Annotated in this window: 20 protein-coding genes; 10 read left to right on the top strand and 10 right to left on the bottom strand. The window is 67.1% G+C overall.

Going from position 1 to position 21,275, the window contains the following annotated elements:
• Positions 1–68: 68 nt before the first annotated feature.
• A complete protein-coding gene (locus GTH33_RS13185) occupies positions 69–320 on the top strand; it encodes a DUF7218 family protein (protein WP_163958780.1) in 252 nt (83 codons plus the stop codon).
• 38 nt (positions 321–358) lie between these two features.
• Here the strand turns inward: GTH33_RS13185 and GTH33_RS13180 are convergent, their stop codons facing one another.
• The 3 genes from GTH33_RS13180 to GTH33_RS13170 form a co-directional block, all read right to left on the bottom strand.
• Complete coding sequence (locus GTH33_RS13180) at positions 359–1,672, bottom strand: cell wall hydrolase (RefSeq protein ID WP_163958779.1); 1,314 nt, start codon at positions 1,670–1,672, stop codon at positions 359–361.
• Positions 1,673–1,803: 131 nt separating this feature from the next.
• Positions 1,804–2,724, bottom strand: a complete 921-nt coding sequence (cysK, locus tag GTH33_RS13175; RefSeq protein WP_163958778.1) for a cysteine synthase A — start codon at positions 2,722–2,724, stop codon at positions 1,804–1,806.
• Positions 2,721–4,076, bottom strand: coding sequence for an MFS transporter (locus GTH33_RS13170; RefSeq protein WP_163958777.1), 1,356 nt, complete (start codon positions 4,074–4,076; stop codon positions 2,721–2,723). Before GTH33_RS13170 ends, cysK begins: the two co-directional genes overlap by 4 nt.
• 237 nt (positions 4,077–4,313) lie before the next feature.
• Here GTH33_RS13170 and pdhA point away from each other — a divergent pair, with 237 nt between their 5' ends.
• The 4 genes from pdhA (at position 4,314) to GTH33_RS13150 (ending at position 8,039) form a co-directional block, all read left to right on the top strand.
• Positions 4,314–5,354: a pyruvate dehydrogenase (acetyl-transferring) E1 component subunit alpha gene (gene pdhA, locus GTH33_RS13165; RefSeq protein WP_163958776.1), complete on the top strand. Its 1,041-nt coding sequence runs from the start codon at positions 4,314–4,316 to the stop codon at positions 5,352–5,354.
• Between the two features lies 1 nt (position 5,355).
• Positions 5,356–6,771, top strand: coding sequence for a pyruvate dehydrogenase complex E1 component subunit beta (locus GTH33_RS13160; protein ID WP_163958775.1), 1,416 nt, complete (start codon positions 5,356–5,358; stop codon positions 6,769–6,771).
• Positions 6,772–6,865: 94 nt separating this feature from the next.
• Positions 6,866–7,513 carry a squalene/phytoene synthase family protein gene (locus GTH33_RS13155; protein WP_163958774.1) on the top strand — a complete coding sequence of 216 codons (648 nt, stop codon included), beginning with the start codon at positions 6,866–6,868 and terminating at the stop codon, positions 7,511–7,513.
• A 55-nt stretch (positions 7,514–7,568) separates the two neighbouring features.
• Positions 7,569–8,039: an EF-hand domain-containing protein gene (locus GTH33_RS13150; protein WP_163958773.1), complete on the top strand. Its 471-nt coding sequence runs from the start codon at positions 7,569–7,571 to the stop codon at positions 8,037–8,039.
• Here the strand turns inward: GTH33_RS13150 and trmFO are convergent.
• Positions 7,972–9,345, bottom strand: a complete 1,374-nt coding sequence (trmFO, locus tag GTH33_RS13145; RefSeq protein ID WP_163958772.1) for a methylenetetrahydrofolate--tRNA-(uracil(54)-C(5))-methyltransferase (FADH(2)-oxidizing) TrmFO — start codon at positions 9,343–9,345, stop codon at positions 7,972–7,974. The two genes, GTH33_RS13150 and trmFO, sit on opposite strands and share 68 nt — an antisense overlap.
• A gap of 215 nt (positions 9,346–9,560) precedes the next feature.
• Between trmFO and GTH33_RS13140 the strand changes: the two genes are divergently transcribed.
• Genes GTH33_RS13140 through GTH33_RS13125 form a run of 4 tightly spaced genes read left to right on the top strand, consistent with a single transcriptional unit; the run spans position 9,561 to position 13,109 of the window.
• Positions 9,561–11,444 (top strand): pilus assembly protein TadG-related protein, encoded by a 1,884-nt coding sequence (locus GTH33_RS13140; RefSeq protein WP_163958771.1) that lies wholly within the window; start codon positions 9,561–9,563, stop codon positions 11,442–11,444.
• Positions 11,445–11,446: 2 nt separating this feature from the next.
• Positions 11,447–12,025 (top strand): TadE/TadG family type IV pilus assembly protein, encoded by a 579-nt coding sequence (locus GTH33_RS13135; RefSeq protein ID WP_163958770.1) that lies wholly within the window; start codon positions 11,447–11,449, stop codon positions 12,023–12,025.
• Positions 12,025–12,660, top strand: a complete 636-nt coding sequence (locus GTH33_RS13130) for a TadE/TadG family type IV pilus assembly protein (protein ID WP_163958769.1) — start codon at positions 12,025–12,027, stop codon at positions 12,658–12,660. The genes GTH33_RS13135 and GTH33_RS13130 overlap by 1 nt, the downstream gene beginning before the upstream one ends.
• A gap of 14 nt (positions 12,661–12,674) precedes the next feature.
• Complete coding sequence (locus tag GTH33_RS13125) at positions 12,675–13,109, top strand: DUF488 domain-containing protein (protein ID WP_163958768.1); 435 nt, start codon at positions 12,675–12,677, stop codon at positions 13,107–13,109.
• Here GTH33_RS13125 and GTH33_RS13120 read toward each other — a convergent pair.
• The 4 genes from GTH33_RS13120 to GTH33_RS13105 all read right to left on the bottom strand — a co-directional run bounded on the left by GTH33_RS13120 (position 13,100) and on the right by GTH33_RS13105 (position 17,706).
• Entirely contained in the window at positions 13,100–13,561 is a 462-nt protein-coding gene (locus GTH33_RS13120; protein ID WP_249054898.1) for a cupin domain-containing protein, read from the bottom strand. The genes GTH33_RS13125 and GTH33_RS13120 overlap by 10 nt on opposite strands.
• A 13-nt stretch (positions 13,562–13,574) precedes the next feature.
• Positions 13,575–13,925, bottom strand: coding sequence for a hypothetical protein (locus GTH33_RS13115; RefSeq protein ID WP_163958767.1), 351 nt, complete (start codon positions 13,923–13,925; stop codon positions 13,575–13,577).
• A gap of 5 nt (positions 13,926–13,930) precedes the next feature.
• A complete protein-coding gene (locus GTH33_RS13110) occupies positions 13,931–15,727 on the bottom strand; it encodes a cation:proton antiporter domain-containing protein (protein WP_163958766.1) in 1,797 nt (598 codons plus the stop codon).
• Positions 15,728–16,113: 386 nt separating this feature from the next.
• A complete protein-coding gene (locus GTH33_RS13105) occupies positions 16,114–17,706 on the bottom strand; it encodes a long-chain fatty acid--CoA ligase (protein WP_163958765.1) in 1,593 nt (530 codons plus the stop codon).
• A gap of 179 nt (positions 17,707–17,885) precedes the next feature.
• Here GTH33_RS13105 and GTH33_RS13100 point away from each other — a divergent pair, with 179 nt between their 5' ends.
• Positions 17,886–18,227 (top strand): hypothetical protein, encoded by a 342-nt coding sequence (locus GTH33_RS13100; protein WP_163958764.1) that lies wholly within the window; start codon positions 17,886–17,888, stop codon positions 18,225–18,227.
• A 352-nt stretch (positions 18,228–18,579) separates the two neighbouring features.
• On the opposite strand, the gene GTH33_RS13095 is transcribed toward GTH33_RS13100, so the two are convergent.
• The gene (locus tag GTH33_RS13095; protein WP_163960041.1) at positions 18,580–20,379 is read right to left on the bottom strand and encodes a lytic transglycosylase domain-containing protein; all 1,800 of its coding nucleotides are present in this window, start codon (positions 20,377–20,379) and stop codon (positions 18,580–18,582) included.
• Between the two features lie 38 nt (positions 20,380–20,417).
• Positions 20,418–21,119 (bottom strand): uracil-DNA glycosylase, encoded by a 702-nt coding sequence (locus tag GTH33_RS13090; RefSeq protein WP_208404029.1) that lies wholly within the window; start codon positions 21,117–21,119, stop codon positions 20,418–20,420.
• Positions 21,120–21,275: the final 156 nt, after the last annotated feature.

Below are 21,275 nucleotides of genomic sequence, written 5' to 3'. Positions count from 1 at the left end.
CCTGTAACATGCAAATCGAACCCTTTCGTCCCGTTCTGCGTTTCGGGCGCGAACGAGGAGGCGATGCCATGGCCAGGGATCACGGCGCACAGATCAAGGACGACGCGCTCTACGAGGAGCTGCGCAAGCAGGGCGATTCCAAGGAAAAGGCCGCGCGGATCGCGAATGCCAGGGCGAACGGCTCGCTCGACCACCGCGGCGATGCTCTCGACGATCGGACGAAGGCAGACTTGCTGAAGGAAGCCCGCGAGCTCGGCATCGCGGGACGCTCGAAGATGGACAAGGCCGAACTCGTCAAGACGATCCGCGGGCATAGGTAGAACCTCCGCGGCACCGGAAGGGGAAGCGTCCCCTCCCGTCACGGGTTCGCCGCGCTTACCCCCTGTTCCGGGGCGGGGCGATGGTCCGCATCCGGCTTGCGTCGCACCCCGCCCAGCACGTCGGCATCTTTCGCCACCGGCATGGCGGTCATCAGCACCTGCTGTTTCATGCATTCGCGCCGGTCGACGCGTTTCGTCTGCGCGCAATTCCACAGCATCTTGTCGATCCCGGCATCGCGGTCGCGCAGATAGCTGAAGGTCATCGTCGCAACCTGTTCGGGCGCCAGCGGCAGGGCGGTCGGCGTCGCCGCCGCATCCGCCCAGGCGGAATATTTGCATATCTTGCGCCCCCCGCAGGCATGCGCTGCGAGGGCGGGGTAGCTGGCCGGCGTCGCATTGGCCGGTAACGTGACGAGCAGGCTGTCGGGATCGGCCGGACCGCCGCTCACCGCCACCGCCTCGGACGGTGCAATTTCGCCATCGACCAGTCCGAGCGCCGCGGATGCTTCCAGCAGCGCGGCATCCGCGTCCGCCATCGCCGCCGCGGTCTTGTGCGCATCGGACAGCGGGGCGAGCTGCGCGATCACCGGCTCCGACGAACTCACCGTCCGGTTGAATGCAGACGGCGTGCCCCACCAGCCGGTCCAGCGAAAGAACAGGTGGCTGTGCACCGCGACGACCTTGTCGAGACTGGCCTGCCAATACGGGACGACCCAATCGGTATGGTAATGCGTCGCATAGCCGATCGGCTTGTAGACCGACCCGTTCAGCGCCTGCGTCGCGACCTCGCGGGCGCGCCGCCAGGCATCGGCGGTCGGCGTCCAGCGGGTCAGGGCATGATCGCAGCTGAAGCTGAACTGGCAGCCGGTGCTGCGCTCCTGCCCCTCGAAGATCACGCCGCAGACGGTTTTCGGAAAGGCGGGGTGACGCAGGCGGTTGAGCACGACCTGCGCGACCGCGCGTTCGCCCTCGGTGTCGTCGCCCGCTTCGTACAGCACGCCCGCCGCCATACAGTCGAGCGCCCGGGCGCGATCCTCCTCGCCACCCGAAAAGCGGAACGGACGGGCCGCGGGATTGGGCAGCGTGGAAAACGGCACGCCCGCATTGAATGCCCTGGCGTCCTCCGGCGACAGGTCGACGAACTCGACCGGCTCGACCGGCGGCAGTTCGGCCGGCGGCACGATCCGGTGCTGTGGCATGGCAAGGCGCGTGTGGACCGGCACCGGTATCGTGGGGGGATGCGTGACCACGATCGCCGGAACGACGATGGCCAGCATCGCGGTCGCCACCAGCACCGGGCGCAGCCACATGGGGAAGGGCGGCGTCCCGCTACCCGATTTGATCGACGTCATCCCGGCCTCATTGCGAGGACAAGGCCGCCGATGCAATCCGCCGATCGCCGATCAGGCGTCGTTGCGAGCGCGACGACACGGTCCGCATGGATATCGCACCCCGTGTCGCGTCGCGCGCAACGACCACCCTGTCATTGCTCGGGCAGGAAATCCGGCACCGACAGATACCGCTCGCCGGTGTCGTAATTGAAGCCGAGCACCCGGACGGTGTCGGGCAGGTCGGGTAGCTTCTGCAGGATCGCCGCCAGCGTCGCGCCGGACGAGATGCCGACCAGCATGCCCTCCTCGGACGCCGATCGCCGCGCCATGTCCTTGGCCACCGCGGCGTCGACCTCGATCACGCCGTCCAGCGCCTGCGTGTGCAGGTTGCGGGGAATGAATCCGGCGCCGATGCCCTGGATCGGATGCGGACCCGGCTGGCCGCCGGCGATGACCGGAGAGGCGGATGGCTCCACCGCGAACACCTTCAGGTCGGGCCAATGCTTTTTCAGCGCTTCGGCGACGCCGGTGATGTGGCCACCGGTGCCGACGCCGGTAATGATGACGTCGATCGGCGAATCGCGGAAATCGTTCAGGATCTCCTGGGCGGTCGTCCGCACATGGACGTCGATGTTGGCGCCGTTCTCGAACTGCTGCGGCATCCACGCGTTCGGCGTCTGGCGCACCAGCTCCAGCGCCCGCTCGATCGCGCCCTTCATGCCCTTTTCGCGCGGCGTCAGGTCGAACGTCGCGCCATAGGCCAGCATCAGCCGGCGCCGTTCCAGCGACATCGATTCGGGCATGACGAGGATCAGCTTGTAACCCTTCACCGCGGCGACCATCGCCAGCCCGACGCCGGTATTGCCGCTGGTCGGTTCGATGATCGTCCCGCCCGGCTTCAGGTCGCCGTTCGCTTCCGCCGCCTCGATCATCGCCAGCGCGATACGGTCCTTGATCGATCCGCCGGGGTTCGACCGTTCGGACTTGATCCAGACTTCCGAACCGGGGAACAGCTTGGACACGCGGACGTGCGGCGTGTTGCCGATCGTTTCCAGGATGGTGTTGGCCTTCATGGCTTGGCTTCTCCGTGCTGAGGTTCGGTTTCGAGTATCTCTGGCGGGTCAAAGGTTCGCGCGGCGCCGAGTTCCGGAAACAGGCGTGCCCAGATCAACGTGATGCCGATCGCGCCGACCCCGCCGAACACCACCGCGCCGACGGGCCCGAGCAACGACGCCATGACGCCGCTCTCGAATTCGCCCAGTTCATTGGAGGCCGATATGGTCAGCTGCGACACCGCGCTCACCCGTCCGCGCATCGCGTCGGGCGTGTGCAGCTGGATCAGCGACTGCCGGACATAGACCGACACCATGTCCGCCCCGCCCGCGACGACCAGTGCGGCGAGGCTGAGGACGAAGGCCGGATCGATCGTCAGCACGGTGTCGGCGATGCCGATCCGCGACGTGGCGAGGCCCAGCGCGCCGGTGATGATGCTGGCAACGCCGAAGGTCAGGATGGCCAGTCCGAACACGACCACCGCGGCCAGCATCTTGGTGCCGACATTGGTGTTCATCGGCCGGAACGAGAACCAGATCGCGGTCGTCGCCGCGCCGATGCCCATGCCCGCCGCCAGCACGCCCAGGCCCTGCGACCCGACGTGGAGGATATCGCGCGCATAGACCGGCAGCAGCGACGTCGCGCCCGCAAGCAGCACCGCGAACAGGTCGAGCGTGATCGCCGCCAGCACCAGCCGGTTGCGTCGCACGTAGCGGAACCCCTCGGCGATCCGCGCCAGCGGGCGATGGTCGGTCTGTGCCGGCGGCTGCGGCACCGGCCCGATCAGGAACATGAAGACGAGCGCGACCGCGAACAGCGCGGTGGCCACGCCATAGGCGACTTCGGGGTGGATGGCGTACAGCAATCCGCCGACGCTGGGACCGGCAATCGTCCCCACCTGCCAGGCGATCGAGCTGACGGCGATGGCGGTCGGCAGGCTCTCGCGCGGCACCAGATTGGGGGCGAGCGCGGAATAGGCCGGCCCGGAGAACGCACGGGCGACCCCGAACGCCACCGCCGCCGCGAACAACGCGGTCAGAGTCAGATGCCCGGACCAGGTCAGCAGCCACAGCAACCCCGCGGTCAACACCAGCAGCGTCGTCGTCGCCCGGACGATCCACCGGCGATCGACGCTGTCCGCCACCAGCCCGGTGACCGGCGTCAGCAGGAACAGCGGGACGAATTGCGCGAAGCCGATCATGCCCAGCATGAACGCTGCCTGCGGCACGTCCATCGTCTCGCGCGCCAGATTGTACACCTGCCACCCGATCACGATCGACATCGCGCTGACCGCGATCGTGCCGCTGAAGCGCGACAACCAATAAGCGCGGAAGTTCGCGATGCGGAACGGGTGGACGGGACGGCTGGCCATAGGACGACCATTTGGCCTGTGCGGTGGGGAAGGGCAACATAGTTGCTCTTGCCTCCCGCGATGCCTGCGCCTGCGCGATCGGCGCCATCGGGCAGGGTCGGGCCGCCGCGTCCGGCCCGGTGCGTCGGGTCGCGTCTGGTAACGTTACGTCACAGCCAGATTGCGCCAGGGAATTGATGTTCTGGCGAAACCCGGCCTATAGGCTCCACCACATCCCCAGGACCGTTGAGGTAATACGTGGCCAAATCGCCTGCTCCTCCCGCCATACCGCTCTCCAACCGCGAGCGCCCTGCCGATCCCAAGCCGTTCGAGGCGACGAAGGAACAGCTGCTCGACTTCTACAAGCACATGCTGCTGATCCGCCGTTTCGAGGAAAAGGCGGGCCAGCTCTACGGCCTCGGCTTCATCGGCGGCTTCTGCCACCTCTACATCGGCCAGGAAGCGGTCGCGGTCGGTCTCCAGTCGGCGCTCGACGGCGACAAGGATTCGGTCATCACCGGCTACCGCGATCATGGCCACATGCTCGCCTACGGTATCGATCCCAAGGTCATCATGGCCGAACTGACCGGGCGTGCCGCCGGCATCAGCCGCGGCAAGGGCGGTTCGATGCACATGTTCTCGACCGAACATAAATTCTACGGCGGCCACGGCATCGTCGGCGCGCAGGTGTCGCTCGGCACCGGCCTCGCCTTCGGCCACAAGTACAGCAACGACGGTGGCGTCTGCCTCGCATACTTCGGCGACGGCGCGGCCAACCAGGGCCAGGTGTACGAGAGCTTCAACATGGCCGAGCTGTGGAAGCTGCCGATCATCTTCGTGATCGAGAACAACCAATATGCCATGGGCACCTCGGTCAACCGCGCGTCGGCCGAGGACCAGCTGTATCGCCGCGGCGAAAGCTTCCGCATTCCCGGCATCCAGGTCGACGGCATGGACGTGCTCGCGTGCCGCGGTGCCGCCGAGGAGGCGCTCGCCTGGGTCCGCGCCGGCAAGGGGCCGGTCATCCTCGAGATGAAGACCTATCGCTATCGCGGCCATTCCATGTCCGACCCCGCGAAATATCGCAGCCGCGAGGAAGTGCAGGGGGTGCGCGACAAGTCCGACCCCATCGAGCACGTCAAGAAGCTGCTGGAGGCCGAGGGCGTCACCGAGGCCGATCTCAAGACCATCGAGCAGGACATCCGCAAGACCGTGAACGAAGCCGCCGATTTCGCCGAAAGCACGCCCGAGCCGGATGCGGCAGAGCTGTATACCGACGTGCTGGTGGAGACGTATTAAGATGGCAATCGAGATCAAGATGCCCGCCCTCTCCCCCACCATGGAGGAGGGCACGCTCGCCAAGTGGCTCGTGAAGGAAGGCGATACCGTCAAGTCCGGCGACATCATGGCCGAGATCGAGACGGACAAGGCGACGATGGAGTTCGAAGCCGTCGATGAAGGCACGATCGGCAAGATCGTCATCGCCGAAGGCACCGACAACGTGAAGGTCGGCGACGTCATCGCCGTGCTGCTGGAAGAGGGCGAGAGCGCCGATTCGGCGGTGACGACCAAGGACGACAGCCCCAAGGGCGATGCCAAGGCCGACGAGAACAAGCCTGCCGACAAGGTCGAGGACTCGGCACACCCGGCGCAGGAGAAGGTCGAGACCGGCGCACGGCAGCTGTTCGACGCGGCGAAGAACGACGGCGTCGCCGATCCCGCGATCCCCGAAGGCACCGAGATGGTGAAGACCACCGTCCGCGAAGCGCTTCGCGACGCAATGGCGGAGGAGATGCGCAAGGACGACCGCATCTTCGTGATGGGCGAAGAAGTCGCGCAATATCAGGGCGCCTACAAGGTCACGCAGGGCCTGCTCGACGAATTCGGTGACCGTCGCGTCATCGATACGCCGATCACCGAATATGGCTTCGCCGGCGTCGGCACCGGTGCGGCGATGGGCGGGCTGAAGCCGATCATCGAATTCATGACGTTCAACTTCGCCATGCAGGCGATCGACCACATCATCAATTCGGCGGCCAAGACCAACTACATGTCGGGCGGCCAGATGCGCTGTCCGATCGTGTTCCGCGGCCCCAACGGCGCCGCAAGCCGCGTCGGCGCGCAGCATAGCCAGAATTATGCGCCCTGGTACGCATCGGTCCCCGGCCTGATCGTCATCGCGCCGTACGACGCGGCCGATGCCAAGGGCCTGCTGAAGGCGGCGATCCGCTCGGAAGATCCTGTCGTCTTCCTCGAGAACGAACTGATGTACGGTCGCTCGTTCGAAGTGCCCAAGCTCGACGATTACGTCCTGCCGATCGGCAAGGCGCGGATCATGCGTCCGGGCAAGGACGTTACCCTGGTCAGCTATTCGATCGGCGTCGGCCTTGCGCTCGAGGCGGCGGAGACGCTGGCGGGCGAGGGTTTCGAGGTGGAGGTCATCGACCTGCGCACGCTGCGCCCGCTCGACAAGGATACGGTGCTCAAGAGCCTCGCCAAGACCAATCGCCTGGTCGTGGTAGAGGAGGGCTGGCCGACCTGCTCGATCGCCTCGGAGATCACCGCGATCGTGATGGAAGAGGGCTTCGACGACCTCGACGCGCCCGTCCTGCGCGTCACCAACGAGGACGTGCCGCTGCCGTATGCGGCTAACCTCGAGAAGATCGCGCTGATCGACGCCAAGAAGATCGTCGCGACGGTCAAGAAGATCCTCTGATCCTTCGGGGAGGGGCGCGTGTGCGCCCCTCCCGCTACCCGGCCCAGCCATGCACGGCTTGCATGACCGGGCGAGACGCGGCAGCGGATGTCGCATGCCCACGCAAAGCCCTACCGACCGCAGCCTGGTGCTCGCCGCGGCACCGATCGCGGTACGTGCCGCTCTCTCTACGCTGTTCGCACTGGACGATCGGCTGGCGGACATCGTCCGCACCACGCGCGAACCGCTCGTCGGTCAGATGCGCCTGACCTGGTGGTATGAGGCGCTGGTTGCCCTCGACAGCACCGCCGCACCCGCCGAACCGTTGTTGCAGGATGTGCAGCGCACCATCCTGCCGCTCGGTATCCCCGCAACATCGCTCGCCGGCATGGTCGACGGGTGGGAGGCGCTGATCGTCGTCGACCCGGTCGATATTGCCGCCATAGCCCGTCATGCGCAAGCGCGCGGCGCGGGGCTGTTCGGAATCGCCGCACGTATCCTCGGCGCCGATTCGCCGTTGCTGGTGGCGGCCGGGGAGGGCTGGGCACTCGCCGACCTCGCAGCGCACCTGTCGGCACCCGCACTGGCAGATACCGCGACCGAATTGGCCGGCGACCGTATCTCGCAAGCATTTTCAGGCAATTGGCCCCGTCGATTGCGTCCTATTGCCCTGTTGAGTCTGATCGCGGGATTGGACAGGACCGTTGGCTCACCGATCGGCAAGGCGTTTCGCGTCGCGCAATTCAGGCTGACAGGGCGCTGAAGACTTGCTCATCTTGGCTTGCATGCTAGCCTGATCTTGCAAGGGGGGCGATGCGATGTGGCGATATCTGGCGGGTGGTGGCGCGTTGCTGGCGGTGGCGGGCGCAGGGGTGATGGCGCTGGGCGGCTCCTCCCGGCCGACATCCGCCTTGCCGGCAGCGCCGATCGCCCGGGCCAGCGATGCCACCACGGCGAACGCCGCCGACGATCCGGTGCCCGAAGCCTCGGCGGCGACGCGCGAGGAAAAGCGCTTCGGGCGCTACGACAAGGATCGCGACGGTAAGGTGACGCGCGAGGAATATCTCGCCGCCCGGCGCAAGGCCTTTGCCAAGCTGGACACCGATGGGGACGGCCGGCTCAGCTTCGATGAATGGGCGATCAAGGCGACGACAAAATTCGCCGCCGCCGATCGCGACAAGTCGGGTGCGATGGATCAGCCCGAATTCGCCACGACCGCGGTCAAGCGGAAGGGACCGGCTCGCGCGAAGTGTCCGCCCCGGCAGGCTGCTCCGGCGGACGAGGGCTGAGCCATTCGGCAAAGGCGGCGCGCGCGCGGTCGGTGTACATCCGCTTGCGATCCGCCTTCTTGGTGCGCCCCTCGATCGGCGGCATCAGACCGAAGTTGACGTTCATCGGCTGATAGGTTTCGGCGACCGCCGCGCCGGTGATGTGGTGCAGCAGCGCCCCCAATGCGGTCGTCACCGGCGGCGGGGCCAGCGCCTCGCCGGCCAGTTCCGCCGCCGCGAAACGCCCGGCCATCATCCCGACCGCGGCACTTTCGATATAGCCCTCGCAACCGGTGATCTGGCCGGCGAAGCGGATGTTCGGCCGGGTCTTCAGCCGCAACGTCGGGTCGAGCAGTTCGGGCGAGCGGATGAAGGTGTTGCGGTGCAATCCTCCCAGCCGCGCGAATTCGGCGTTCTGCAGGCCCGGAATGGTACGGAACAGCCGCACCTGTTCGGCATGCTTCAGCTTGGTCTGGAAACCGACGATGTTCCACAACGTCCCCTGCGCATTGTCCTGACGCAGTTGCACGACCGCATACGGCCAGCGGCCGGTGCGCGGATCGTCGAGGCCGACCGGCTTCATCGGCCCGTAGCGCAACGTGTCGACCCCGCGCTCCGCCATCACCTCGATCGGCATGCAGCCCTCGAAGTATGGCGTATCCTTTTCCCAATCCTTGAATTCGGTCTTTTCGCCGCCGACCAGCCCGGCATGGAAGGCGAGATATTCGTCCTTGTTCATCGGGCAGTTGATGTAATCGTGTCCGTCGCCCTTGTTCCAGCGCGACTGGAACCAAGCCGTCTCCATGTCGATGCTGTCGCGATGCACGATCGGCGCGATCGCATCGAAGAAGGCGAGCGCATCGCTGCCCGTCGCCGCGCCGATCCCTTCCGCCAGCGCTGGCGCGGTCAGCGGGCCGGTGGCGATGATCGCCGGCCCGTCCGGCAGGGCATCGATCCGTTCGCGTACGATGGTGATGTTGGCATGCGCCTCCAGCGCCGCGGTGACGCCCGCCGAGAATCCGTCGCGATCGACCGCCAGCGCCGATCCTGCCGGCACCTTGTGGATGTCCGCCTGCGCCATGATGAGCGATCCCATCCGCCGCATCTCCTGATGCAGCAGGCCGACCGCGTTGCTGTCCGCATCGTCCGATCGGAAGCTGTTCGAACACACCAGTTCGGCAAGGCCGTCGGTATGGTGTGCCGGGGTCGCGTCGCCGCCGCCGCGCATTTCGGACAGGCGCACGCGATATCCCGCTTCCGCGAGCTGCCAGGCCGCTTCCGATCCGGCGAGACCGCCGCCGACGATGTGGATGTGATGCATGGTCATGACGCTGTGCCGTATCGTGATAATGGGATTTGGGACGGGCCCGGCCCCGATCCATAGCGCGGCGGCGCGATCGAACATACCCCGCCGCACCATTCCGACCGATATGCCGCAACCATAACGGGTTTAGTACCGGGTTGTTTACCATTAATGATTTAAGTCCTTGTTTAACAAGGGGTATGTCAGGAATGGTTATATCTATCAGGGGGCTGCGCGCGATGTCGCGCGCACTGTGGCAGGATCGGCGCGGCTCCGCGATCACCATGATGGTGGCAGGATTGATCCCCGGCATCGCCGCGCTCGGTTCCGCGATCGATGCCGGCCGGGTCTATGTCGTGAAGTCGCAATTGCAGGCGGGCGTCGATGCCGCGGCGCTGGCCGGCGCGCGCGCCTACGAACTGGACAACGACACGCCCGCCGGTCGCAACGCGCAGGCATTGGCCTATTTCAGCGGCAACTTCCCCAACGGCTACATGGGGACCAGCAATCTCGATGTCCGGCCGGCCTTCGCGACGATCGACGGTCGCAACAACACGACCGTGCGCGCGACGGCGGTGGTACCGATGTCGTTCATGCGCGCCTTCGGTATTCAGCAGCAGAACGTCGCCGCGGTCGCCCGTGCCGAAATCCAGCCGCACCCGCTCGAAGTGATGATGGTCCTCGACAATACCGGGTCGCTGAAGGCGGATCTGCCCAGGGACCAGTTCGGCGTGAAGAAGACGCGCATCACCGCGCTGAAGGATGCCGCGAAGAGCTTCCTCGACGTCCTCTACCAGGGCGGCAACAGCCGTGCCGACCTGGCGATGGGGTTCATCATGTACGACATCACCGTGAACGTCGGAAAATTGCTGCCCAACTGGCAGTCGCCGACGGTGGTACGCCAGCAATTCGCCTTCAACGACGCCTATGTCGCCTCGATGAACCTGTCCTGGCCCTCCAGCCACCTCGCGTGGAAGGGGTGTGTCTTTGGCGACGATACCGTGAAGGATCTCAACAGCACGCTGACCTATCGCGAACCGGGCGCCTGGGACCTCGACCGGACCTTGCCGGGGGAGGGGGCGCATCCCCCGGTCAGTCCGTATTTCATCCCGCCGATGTACGTCCCCAACCTCGCCCTCGATCAGGCGACGGCGGCGGAAAAGGCGAAGGACAACGGCCAATATTACAAGGTTTCGAACGTCGAACCGGGCAACAACCTGTACCGGCTCGATCCGAACTACGCCAATTACATGCTCAATCCCGCCCAATATGGCGTTCCGGCGGGCTACAACCCGTATCGTCGCTGGTTCTACACCATGTACATCGGCCTGAACGATGGCGCGGCCAGCGCCGGGAACGACGTGGTGACCACGCCCAACGGCGACTATTACGATCCCGCCAACGGCTTCAATTTCACGACGAATCAGGGGCCGGCGTTCAAGATCAACTATGATCGCATCCCGCGCTTCTCGTCCGACTGGAAGGATGCGACCGAAGCGACCGTCAATCCGGCAGGTGGGTCGGTCAACGACGGCAACAAGAACAAGACCGACATGCCCTCGCCCAACTGGCAATGCCCCGAAGAGGCGGTGCCGGTCGGCTATGGCCGCGATCGCAGCTTCTACACCAACATCATCGATACCAAGAATGCCGCGATCTACCCGGCCAACGGCACGCTGCATCACGCCGGCCTGTTGTGGGGGTACCGGTTGCTGGTCCGCGACGACGTCTTCAAGCGCACCAATCCCACCCGCGAATCGCCGAAGCGTGCGCTCGTGTTCATGACCGACGGCGAAACCGCGCTCGGCGCATCGCAGAACGGTTATACCGACCGTACCTGGACCTTCTACGGCAACTATGCCGACGCGCCGATCTCCGCCTCCGCCGGCGGCCTGACGGGGCAGTCCGAACGGCGCTTCGCCAAGACCTGCGCGGCGTTGCAGGCAGAGGCGAACCCGCCGACCGTATACATCGTCGCGTTGACCACCACGGACGCCAACACGCTGAAGATGTTCGAACAATGCGCGCCCGGCCACGTCTACCGCACTTCCGATGCCGCGACGCTCACCGCCGCCTTCAACGACATAGCCGCCGAGCTTGTCGACCTTCATCTGGTGCAGTGACGGTGGCGCGTCTTTCCACCCTGCGGCGCGATCGACGGGGTGTCACCGTCGTCGAATTCGCCATCATCCTGCCGGCGATGCTGACGCTGATCTGCGGCACGATCGAGATGGGTCACATGATCCTCGCCCGACAGGTGCTGGAGGGGGCGGTGGTCGATGCCGCGCGCAAGGCGACGGCCAGCCTCGAAACGGACGAGGCGGCGCGGCGTCAGGTCATGATCGACAGCGTCACGCGCTCGATGGCGGCTTTCGCCACGGCGCCCGGCCAGGCGATCTCGATCCAGACCAGGGTCTATGCCGATTTCAGCTCGGCCTACCCCGAAACCTACACCGACCAGAACGGCAACGGCCGGTACGACACCGGCGAGCCCTATGTCGATCGCAACAAGAACGGGCAGTGGGACAACACCACCGCCAAGACCGGAACGCTGGGCGGGCCGGGTGACGTGGTGAGCTATACGGTGCGCTTCCCCAAGCGGCTGCTGTTCGGCTTCGTCGGCCGGTTCGTCGGCAGCAGCAACGGCGTGCTGCCGCTCAACGCGACCACCGTCGTCCGCAACGAAGCCGTGGTGCGCAGTTGATGCTTCGCCGCTTTTTCGCTGACCGCCGCGGCGTGTCGATGCTCGAATTCGCGCTGATGCTGCCGCTGTTCCTCGGCTTCGTGCTGACGGGCATCGAATTCGCCAATTACGTGATGGCCAACAACCGCGTGCAACGGCTCGCGGCGATGAGCGCCGACCTCGTCGCGCAGAGCGGCACCGGCAAGATCGGCGTGGCGGAAGGGCAGATCTACGACCTGTTCAGCGCGCTGGACCTCACCGCGCGGCCGTTCGACCTGCGTCGGTTCGGCCGGGTCGTCATCACCGGCGTGCAGGGCATCGACAACGACAATGACGGAAAGGTCGACAACAAGATCCTCTGGCAGCGGTTCGACGGCGATTTCGTGACGCCGCCGGCGCTCGGCTGCAACCTCAACACCGCGGTGGCGACGCTGCCGCAGGGTCGCCAGCTGATCCGCGACGAAATCCTGTTCCACGTCCAGGTCAGCTATCGCTATCAGCCGATCTTCAGCGCGATGCCGTTTCGCTGGCTGTCGCTGCCGACCAGCTTCACGCGCAGCGCGATGTTCCGCGCCCGCAACAAGGATTTCACCACGCCGACGCCCGATTCGCGTTTCCCGGCGAAGAAGAACTGCAACACCGCCACCGGCCTTTGATCTATACGGGTGGCATGACGACGATCTACACCATCGGCTACGAAGCGACGACGATGGCGGACTTTCTCGCCGCCCTGCAGGCCGCCGGCGTCGCCCGCGTCATCGACGTGCGGGCGTTGCCGCTGTCGCGCCGTCCCGGTTTTTCCAAATCCGGCCTTGCCGCCAGCCTCGCCGAAGCGGGCATCGACTATGTCCACCTGAAGGCGCTCGGCACCCCCAAGCGTGGCCGCGATGCCGCCAAGAAGGGCGACGTCGCCACGCTGGAGGCGGTATACGACGACCAGCTGGCCCTGCCGGAGGCGCAGGCCGCCGCCGCGATCATGCTGGGCCTCGCCGCCGAAAAACCGAGCGCGCTGCTCTGCTATGAACGCGATCCGCGGCATTGCCATCGCACGCTGCTGCTCGACGCGGTGGGCGAGGGGGCGACCGTGGTAGACCTCTACGCCTGATCGCGCCGCGGATAGGGCGTGCCGTTGCGCTGCTGCTCGCCGCCCTCGGGCGTCCAGATCAGGTCGATGTCGGAATAGACCACCTTCGATGCCTCGGGCAGGCTCACCGCCAGCAGCACCAGCGGCGCGTCACCTTCGTTGACCAGCTTGTGGCCGTTGCCGTCGCCCTTCGGAAACACCGCGATCTCGCCCGCCGCCATTGGGTGCCGGCCCTCCTCGTCGACCAGGATCGCCGCGCCCGACAGCACCACGACGATTTCGTCCTCGCCCACATGCCAATGCCGCTGCGACGACCAGCCGCCGGGCGGCACGATGACATGGTTGGCGACGAAATCGGCACCGGCGGGCATGACGTTGCGCGCCTCCCGCCCGGCCAGCGGCAGGTGGAACGGCGCCGGATAGTCGCTGCCACGCTTGGGTTCGATCGTCGCCGGGTCGATCCGGGGCATCATGCTCTCCTGTCGTCTAGAGCGCTCGCCTTGCGCGGGTCGCTGTCCATCCTGCCAGCGCCGCGACACCGCTGACCGGCACCGCCAGCACGGCACACATCGCCACGCCGAGCATCCACAACGCGGGAATACCCGTATTGGCCCACATCACCGGCAGTTGCGCCGCGGTGACGATGATCCCCGCCAGCCACGCCCGTTTCGGCATCGCCGCGCCCGCCACCGCGGCCAGGACGAAGGACACCGGGTACCAGAGCGTCCAGTAACGCGCCGCGTCCCAGGGTTCGGCGACGCGGTCCAGCTGGCATACGACCTGCCAATAGACGCCGCCTGCGATCAGCAGCGCAAGCAGCGCGGCGGGCCGGGCCATCGCGATCACCCCACCGGCCGCGGGCCGGCGGCGTCGGCCAGCCGCCGTACCCGCCGGATCCGCGGCTCGCGGTCCAGTTCCGCCTCGGCGCGGATCGACTGGCGCAGCTCGTCGCGCTTCTCGTGGATCGACGCGATCACCGGCCCCATCGCCACGCCCAGGTCGACCAGCACCGCCTCGGACAGTTGCAGCGAGCTTTCCAGCGTTTCCGGCACCGCATCGGTCACCCCGGCGCGGTACAGCTCGGCGGCGTGGCGCGGATCGCGAGCGCGTGCGATGATCGGCAGGCTCGGCGCCAGCGCGCGCATCCGCCGGGCCAGCCGCACCGTCAGCACCGGATCGTCCATCGTCAGGATCAGCGCCCGGGCATGGGCCAGGTCAAGCCGATCGACCAGCTCGTTGCGTGCGATATCGCCGAACAATACCGGATAGCCGCTGCGACGCGCCTCCGCGACGGTATCGATGTCCGCCTCCACCGCGATGAAGCGCTGGTCATGGATCATCAGCATGTCGGCGACCATCCGGCCGACCCGGCCAAAGCCGATCAGCACCGTACCCGGTCCCTCGCCGCTGTCGTCGGGGGGCAGGCCATCGCCGGCGATGCTGCCCTCGATTCCCCGCGACAGCATCTGCCCGGCCTTCGCCAGCAGGGGCGTGATCGTCAGGCCGATCGCGGTGACGGTCTGCCAGAATGCGGCGGTGGAGGGCAGGATCAGCTGTGCCTGTGCGGCGGTCGCCAGCACGATCAGCGTCGTTTCGGACGGGCTGCCCATCAGCAGCCCGGTTTCCGCCGCGGTGCCGCGCCCCGCCTGCGCGACGCGCAGCAGCAGGAACGTCACCACCGCCTTGACGCCGACGACCGCGACGACGGCGACCAGCAGCGACGACCAGTTCGCCACCACCTCGGCCAGGTTGACGCTCATGCCGACGGTGATGAGGAACACGCCGAGCGCCAGCCCCTTGAACGGGGCGGTCATCACCTCGACCTCGGTATGATATTCGGTCTCGGCGATCAGCAGTCCGGCCAGCAGCGCGCCGACGATCGGCGACAGGCCCGCCGCGGTCGTCGCGACGCTGGCGACGATCACGACCAGCAGCGATGCGGCGAGGAACAGCTCCGGGCTCTTGGTCCGCGCCGCCTGCGCGAACAATCGCGGCAGCACCAGGCGCCCGCCGACGTACATGACGACCACGGTCGCCGCGCCGCGCAGCGCGACCCCGGCAATTCCCGCCCAGCCCTCGTCGGTCGCGGTCGGCGCCATCGCCCCCAGCGCGAAGATGATCGGCACCAGCGCTAGGTCCTCGAACAGCAGCATCGCGAACGCGGCGCGTCCGACCGGGCTTGTCGTGCCGACCAGCGGCAGCACCAGGGCGGTCGACGACAGCGCCAGCGCCAGCCCCAGTCCCGCCGACCCGCCCCACTCCTGCCCCAGCAGGTGGACCGCGATCGCGATCAGCACCGCCGACCCGATCAGTTCCGCCGCACCGGTCCCGAACACCTGCGCCCGCATCGACCACAGCCGTTTGAACGACAGCTCCAGCCCGATCGAGAACAACAGCAGGACGATCCCGAACTCCGCAAACGGTTCGATCGAATGCGGGTTGGATATGGTCAGATAGTAAAGCCACGGCGCCCGGTCGGTCAGTTGCCCCAGCCCGAACGGCCCGACCAGCATGCCCACCAGGATAAACCCGATTACCGGGCTCACCCGGAACCGCGCGAAGGCGGGGATCACCAGCCCCGCCGCCCCCAGGATCACCAGCGCGTCGCTGAACCCCGCATTTTCCAGTCCGATCGCCATGATCGGACCTTAGAGGGGAGGGCTAGGAAAAGTCAGCCCTTGATCGAAATGCGCAGGCAAAAGGCATTCTTCGCCCGTCACGTCCCCGGCGAAGGCCGGGGCCCGGTCGGGGAGGGAGTCGTGATGGATGCGACGCGCTCGCCGATCGCCATCGTCCCGACCAGGCACGGTCTCCGCTGAGGGCTAGGGTGTATCGACGTTCAGCCTGCTACCTCCCCGGCGGAGGCCGGGACCCAGTTGGGGCAGGCTGGTGATGAGGCGCATGCCAGCGTCACAGTTGCTTTCCCTACTGGGCCCCGGCCTTCGCCGGGGAAGCAAGCTGATCCAATTGCCGTCTCACTGTTGAATGTCGATCCGACCTCAAGGTGGGTAGCGGCTGCTCACCCTCAGGCAGCGGCCAGCCGGTAATCCTTGTATTGTTCGCGCAGCGCCGTCTTCAACAATTTGCCCGTGGCGGTGTGCGGCAGGCTGTCGACGAACACCACCGCGTCCGGCAGCCACCATTTCGCCACCACGCCGGCCAGATGGTCGACGATCGCCGCCTCGCCGACGTCGCTGCCGGGCTTTCGCACCACGATCAGCAGCGGTCGCTCGTCCCATTTCGGATGTGCGATGCCGATCGCCGCCGCCTCCGCCACGCCGGGACAACCGATCGCGGCATTTTCGAGATCGACCGAACTGATCCATTCGCCGCCGGATTTGATGACGTCCTTCGACCGGTCGGTGATCTGCATGGTGCCGTCGGGGTGGATGACCGCGACATCGCCGGTGTCGAACCAGCCGTCGGCGTCGATCGCATCCGCCTCCGCCCCGAAATAGCGTTTGACGATCCACGGCCCGCGAATGTGCAACCGCCCCGCGCTGATGCCGTCGCGGGGCATGTGCCGGCCGTCGTCGTCGATCACGGCCAGTTCGACGCCGAACGGGATCTGTCCCTGTTTCGTCAGGAAATCGAGCTTGCGGTCCCTCGGCCAATCCGCCCAGCCGACCGGGGGGGCGCCGGCGGTCGCCACCGGCGACGTTTCGGTCATGCCCCACAGATGCTTCACCTCGACACCCATGTCCATCAGCCGCTCGATCATCGCCCGCGGCGCCGCCGATCCGCCGATCGTCGCGAGCCGCAGCGCGCGCGGCGTTTCGCCCGTCGCATCGATATGCGCGAACATCGCCAGCCACACCGTCGGCACGCCGGACGAGATGGTGACGTCCTCGCGGTTCATCAGCTCGCACAGCACCCTGGCGTCGTTGACGGCGGAAAAGACCAGCTTCGCGCCCGCCAGCGGCGCCGCGAACGGCGTGCCCCAGGCGGCGGCATGGAACAGCGGCACCACCGGCAACAGCACCGACGCCGACGACAGCGACAGTACCGCGGGCGACACCACCAGCATCGAATGCAGGACCGTCGATCGATGCTCGTACAGCACGCCCTTCGGATTGCCGGTCGTCCCGCTGGTGTAGCAGAGCATGCAGGGCTCGCGCTCCGCTCCCGTCACCCAGGCGTAATCGCCGTCCTCTGCCTCGATCAGCGCGCGGAACGTGCCGGGGCCGTCGCCATCCATGACGACGTAATGCTCGATCGTGGTCCAGCGGTCGCGCAGCCGGTCGACGATCGGCTGGAACGCCCGATCATAGAACAGCACGCGGTCTTCGGCATGGTTGGCAATATAGACCAGCTGGTCGTCGAACAGCCGCGGATTGATAGTGTGGATCACCCCGCCCATGCCGATCGTCCCGTACCAGGCGGCAAGATGATGGCCATGGTTCATCGCCAGCGTCGCCACGCGATCGCCGCGCCTGACGCCCAGCCGCTCCAGCGCCTGCGCCAGCCGCCGGGCATCCTCATGCAGCCCGTACCAGTCGCTGCGCGTCTCGCTGCCGTCGGCCCAGCGGCTGACGATCTCGCGGCGGCCGTGTTCACGCGCCGCATGATCGATCAGCGCCGATACCCGAAGTTCGAAATCCTGCATTCCGCCCAGCATCGGATCATCCTCTCGCATGGGGACGCCGCCCGCGCCTCCCGTTCGAACGGACCATACCCATTGGATGAGACAGGGCAATGCCGGCGACGTGAGGAAAGATTGCCCGGCCGCCTGTCGTCGCCGCCATTGTCGCGGGCGGGCGTTGCGCCCATCATGGCGTCCACCGCCCGGAGGAATCGATGGTCCCGGCCTGCCTCGCCTTGCTTGCCAGCGTTCTGCCCCCGATCGGCGGTGTCATGCCACCCGTCGGCACCACGCTGGTCGACATGGACATCACGCCCGCCGGCACCAACGACGTGCCGCCCGAAACCTATCGGATCGCCAGCGCCCTGCCACCGGCAGCATTCCGCGCCGCTTATGCGGCGGCGGCCAGGCGCGCGGGATATGAGACGTCGTCCAGCGCGCGCATCGTCGCCGGCATCCATCCATCGGGCCGGCGGTTTCGCCTCGTCCTCCAGCCGCATGGCGGCGGCAGTCGCGGCATCCTGACGATGATCGACACGCGCAAGGCTGGGAACTGAGCGTCACCTTTACCGCACGCCGCTCGCGGATATACCGGCGCAGCGCCTGATCATCCCGGCCTTGAGCGGGAGGGGAGCGCTATCGATCGACGAGCACGAACGCAGGAACCCGGATCAGGTCCGGCGTGACGGACGTCGTGACACGACACCCCACTTGAACCTGGGGTGTATCGACATTCAGCCTGCTACCTCCCCGGCGGAGGTCGCAGGCTGGCGATGAAGCGAACGCCAGCGTCGCAGCGGCTGTCCCAACCGGGTCCCGGCCTCCGACGAGGAAGCAAGCTGGCCCGAATGCCGCCTTCGCTTTTAAGATCGATCCGACCTAGCCTCGTCAGCCTTCGGGCCGAACCGCTCAATCCTTCGCCGGGGTCGACACCGTCGTGGACTGCGGGCTGACGCTGCCGTTGACCGCGGCGATCGTCGTCGGGTTCGGCCGGGCCGCCACCCGCACCGCCGCCGCGCCGGGCAGGCCGGGGAAGCGGGGCCACATACCCTGCGCCAGCGCCGAACGGCTGACCGATGCCTTGCGGCCGCCCTGCGCCTCGTACATCCAATAGTTGCGCAGGACCGTCGTCACATAGCCGCGCGTCTCCCAATAAGGGATGCTCTCGATGTAGAGCAGGGGATCGCCATTGTCGTGGACGATGGCGTTCCAGTCGCCCACCGGCCGGGGACCGGCATTATAGGCGGCGATCACCTTCGGCAGCAGTCCGCCGGTGACGCCGGCCATGTCGCGCAGCCGCTCCAGATGGCGTTGGCCGATATCCATGTTGGTCGCCGGCTTGGTCAGCGCCGCCTTGTCGAGCGGCAGGCCACGTTCGCGCGAGTAATCAGTCGCGGCCGCCGGCATGATCTGCATCAGGCCATAGGCGCCGGCCGGGCTCACCACCTTGTTGCGAAAACCGCTTTCCTCCAGCGTGTGGGCATAGACAAGCGCCTTGTCCACGCGCCATCCGCTCGACGGCGTCCAGTTCGGGGTGGGGTAACGCGCCTCGGCGGTCGCGACGATCCCCTGCGGGCAATTGTGCGCCAGCCAGACCGTGGTGGCAGGCAGGCTCAGCGCCTCGGCGACGCGGACCAGGCTACCGAATTCGGCCGGATCGCCGATCCGCGCCTGCTGGCGAACGACGGTGTCGGCAAGGTCGGTTTCGCCGATCTCCGCCAGGGCCGCGGCGACACGGATGTTCGGCCGCTTGTCGAGCCGCGCCCAATCCGCGGCGACGACCTGCGTCGACGGCTTGCCCTTGTCCTTGATGAGCAGGGCCTGGCGCGACAATTGGCCATAGAAGCTCTCGGAGAATTGCGCCGCCGATTGCAGCCGCGCCTGCACCTTGTCGGGCCGGCCGCAGACGATGTCGGCACGCGACGCCCAATATAAGGCCGCCGCGCGCAGGTCGACGTCGGTCGCGCGCGCCGCCACGCCCTCGAACCCGGTCTCCGCCGCGGCGCAATCGTTCTGCCGCCACGCCGACAGCGCACCCATCCAGCGGCCCTGCACCGCCCAGTCGCCCATGCCGTTCGCCGCCTTCGCCGCCATGCTGCGGGTGTTCGCATCGTCCCCGGTCAGGAAATACATCCAGGCGACCTTGGCCTGCCATTCGGTCTGCGCTTCCGGCGTCAGCCCCTGTGTGCTTTCCAGCAGCGCCTGCGCGTCCGGCCCCATGTCGGCCTTGACGAACGGCTGCATCCGCACCGCCAGGTCGGCGGCGATCTCGTCGCTCTTGTTGGTCTTGGCGCGCACCCGGCGCGGCGCACCATCCTGCCAGATCAGCCGCTGCGCCTGGGGCAGGGGGGGCAGCTCACTCGCGCCGCGGGCCTTGGCGAGGCGGGCGAGGTCCGCCGCCTCGGGCAGCTCCGGCGCTTCGTTGAGCAGCGCCATCAGCGGCTCCAGCTCGATCCGTGGCGATCCCTTGGCGGTATAGAGTTCGGCACGCGCGATGGCGTGCAACGGGCCGGGCTTCATCGCGTCCAGCCCCAGCTGCGCCGACTGCCACTGGCTGTCGCGGATCGCCTGGAACACCGCGCGATAGCCCTCGCGCTGCGTGGCATCCAGCTGGTCCGGAATATGGTCGGCGTTGCCCGCCCCCACGTTGCGCGTCTCGCCCGCGGGCGCGGCCACCGGGTCGGCCCAGGCGGGCAGCGCGGCCATCATCGTCACGGCCGTTCCAAACGTCAGCGCCAGCTTGCGGGTCACGCGGATAATCCCCCCATCAGCAATTGCAGATCCTTCCAGGCCTCGGCCTTCGCCGCGGGCTTCTCGATCAGGAAGCGCGGATGAAAGCTGGCGACCACCCCTGTCTGTCCACGCTTATGGTTAAACGGGTGTAAAGACCCACGCGTCCCCGGCATTTCCGCCCCCAAAATCGCACGGCTCGCCGCATTGCCCAGCAACAGCAGCCGTTTCGGCGCGACCAGGCCGATGTGGTGCTGCGAAATCTCGGCCAGCCGCGCCTCGACGTCGCGCGGCATCCGGCCCGCCACCGGCCGCTTCGCGCACACCGCCGCCAGATGCACCGTTTCCCGGCTCAGCCCGATCGCGGCCAGCATGCGGTCGAACAGCGCGCCGGTCGCGCCCGTCATCAGCGTGCCGGCATCGCCGTCGTCCTTGTCGGGGCAATCGACCAGCACCATCACCTGCGCGTCCGCCGGGCCGGATGCCGCGATCGACACGCCCCGCCACGCGACCTCGGGCACCGCATCGCCGCCGCGCCAGGCGATGAAATCGGCCAGCGCCGCGGGCATCGCCGCCGGCACGGCTGCCGGCGCGGCGGCCACGGCAAAGGCGACCGGCGCCGCCATCGGCTCGGCCAGCCAGTCGCGCGGATCATCGTCGACGAGGACGTCGACGCCCGCCTCCTGCCACCAGTCGAGCGCGCTCATCGCGCTGCTCATCCAATCGAGATGCTGATCGGCCCCCACGCATTCCCTTTTCTGTAGGTTGACGTTTTCGTCAACTTGTCCGATCGCGGTTCGGAGACGAGACGTTGTCGGCCTGCGCCTGACCGCTATCCCCCGGCGCCGACAACCGCAACCGTACCCGGGAGTGGA

The sequence above is a fragment of the Sphingomonas insulae genome (assembly GCF_010450875.1).
Taxonomy (GTDB): Bacteria; Pseudomonadota; Alphaproteobacteria; order Sphingomonadales; family Sphingomonadaceae; genus Sphingomonas; species Sphingomonas insulae.
Note: the sequence above shows the minus strand (reverse complement) of the source record. Positions and strands in the feature narration are given on the sequence as shown.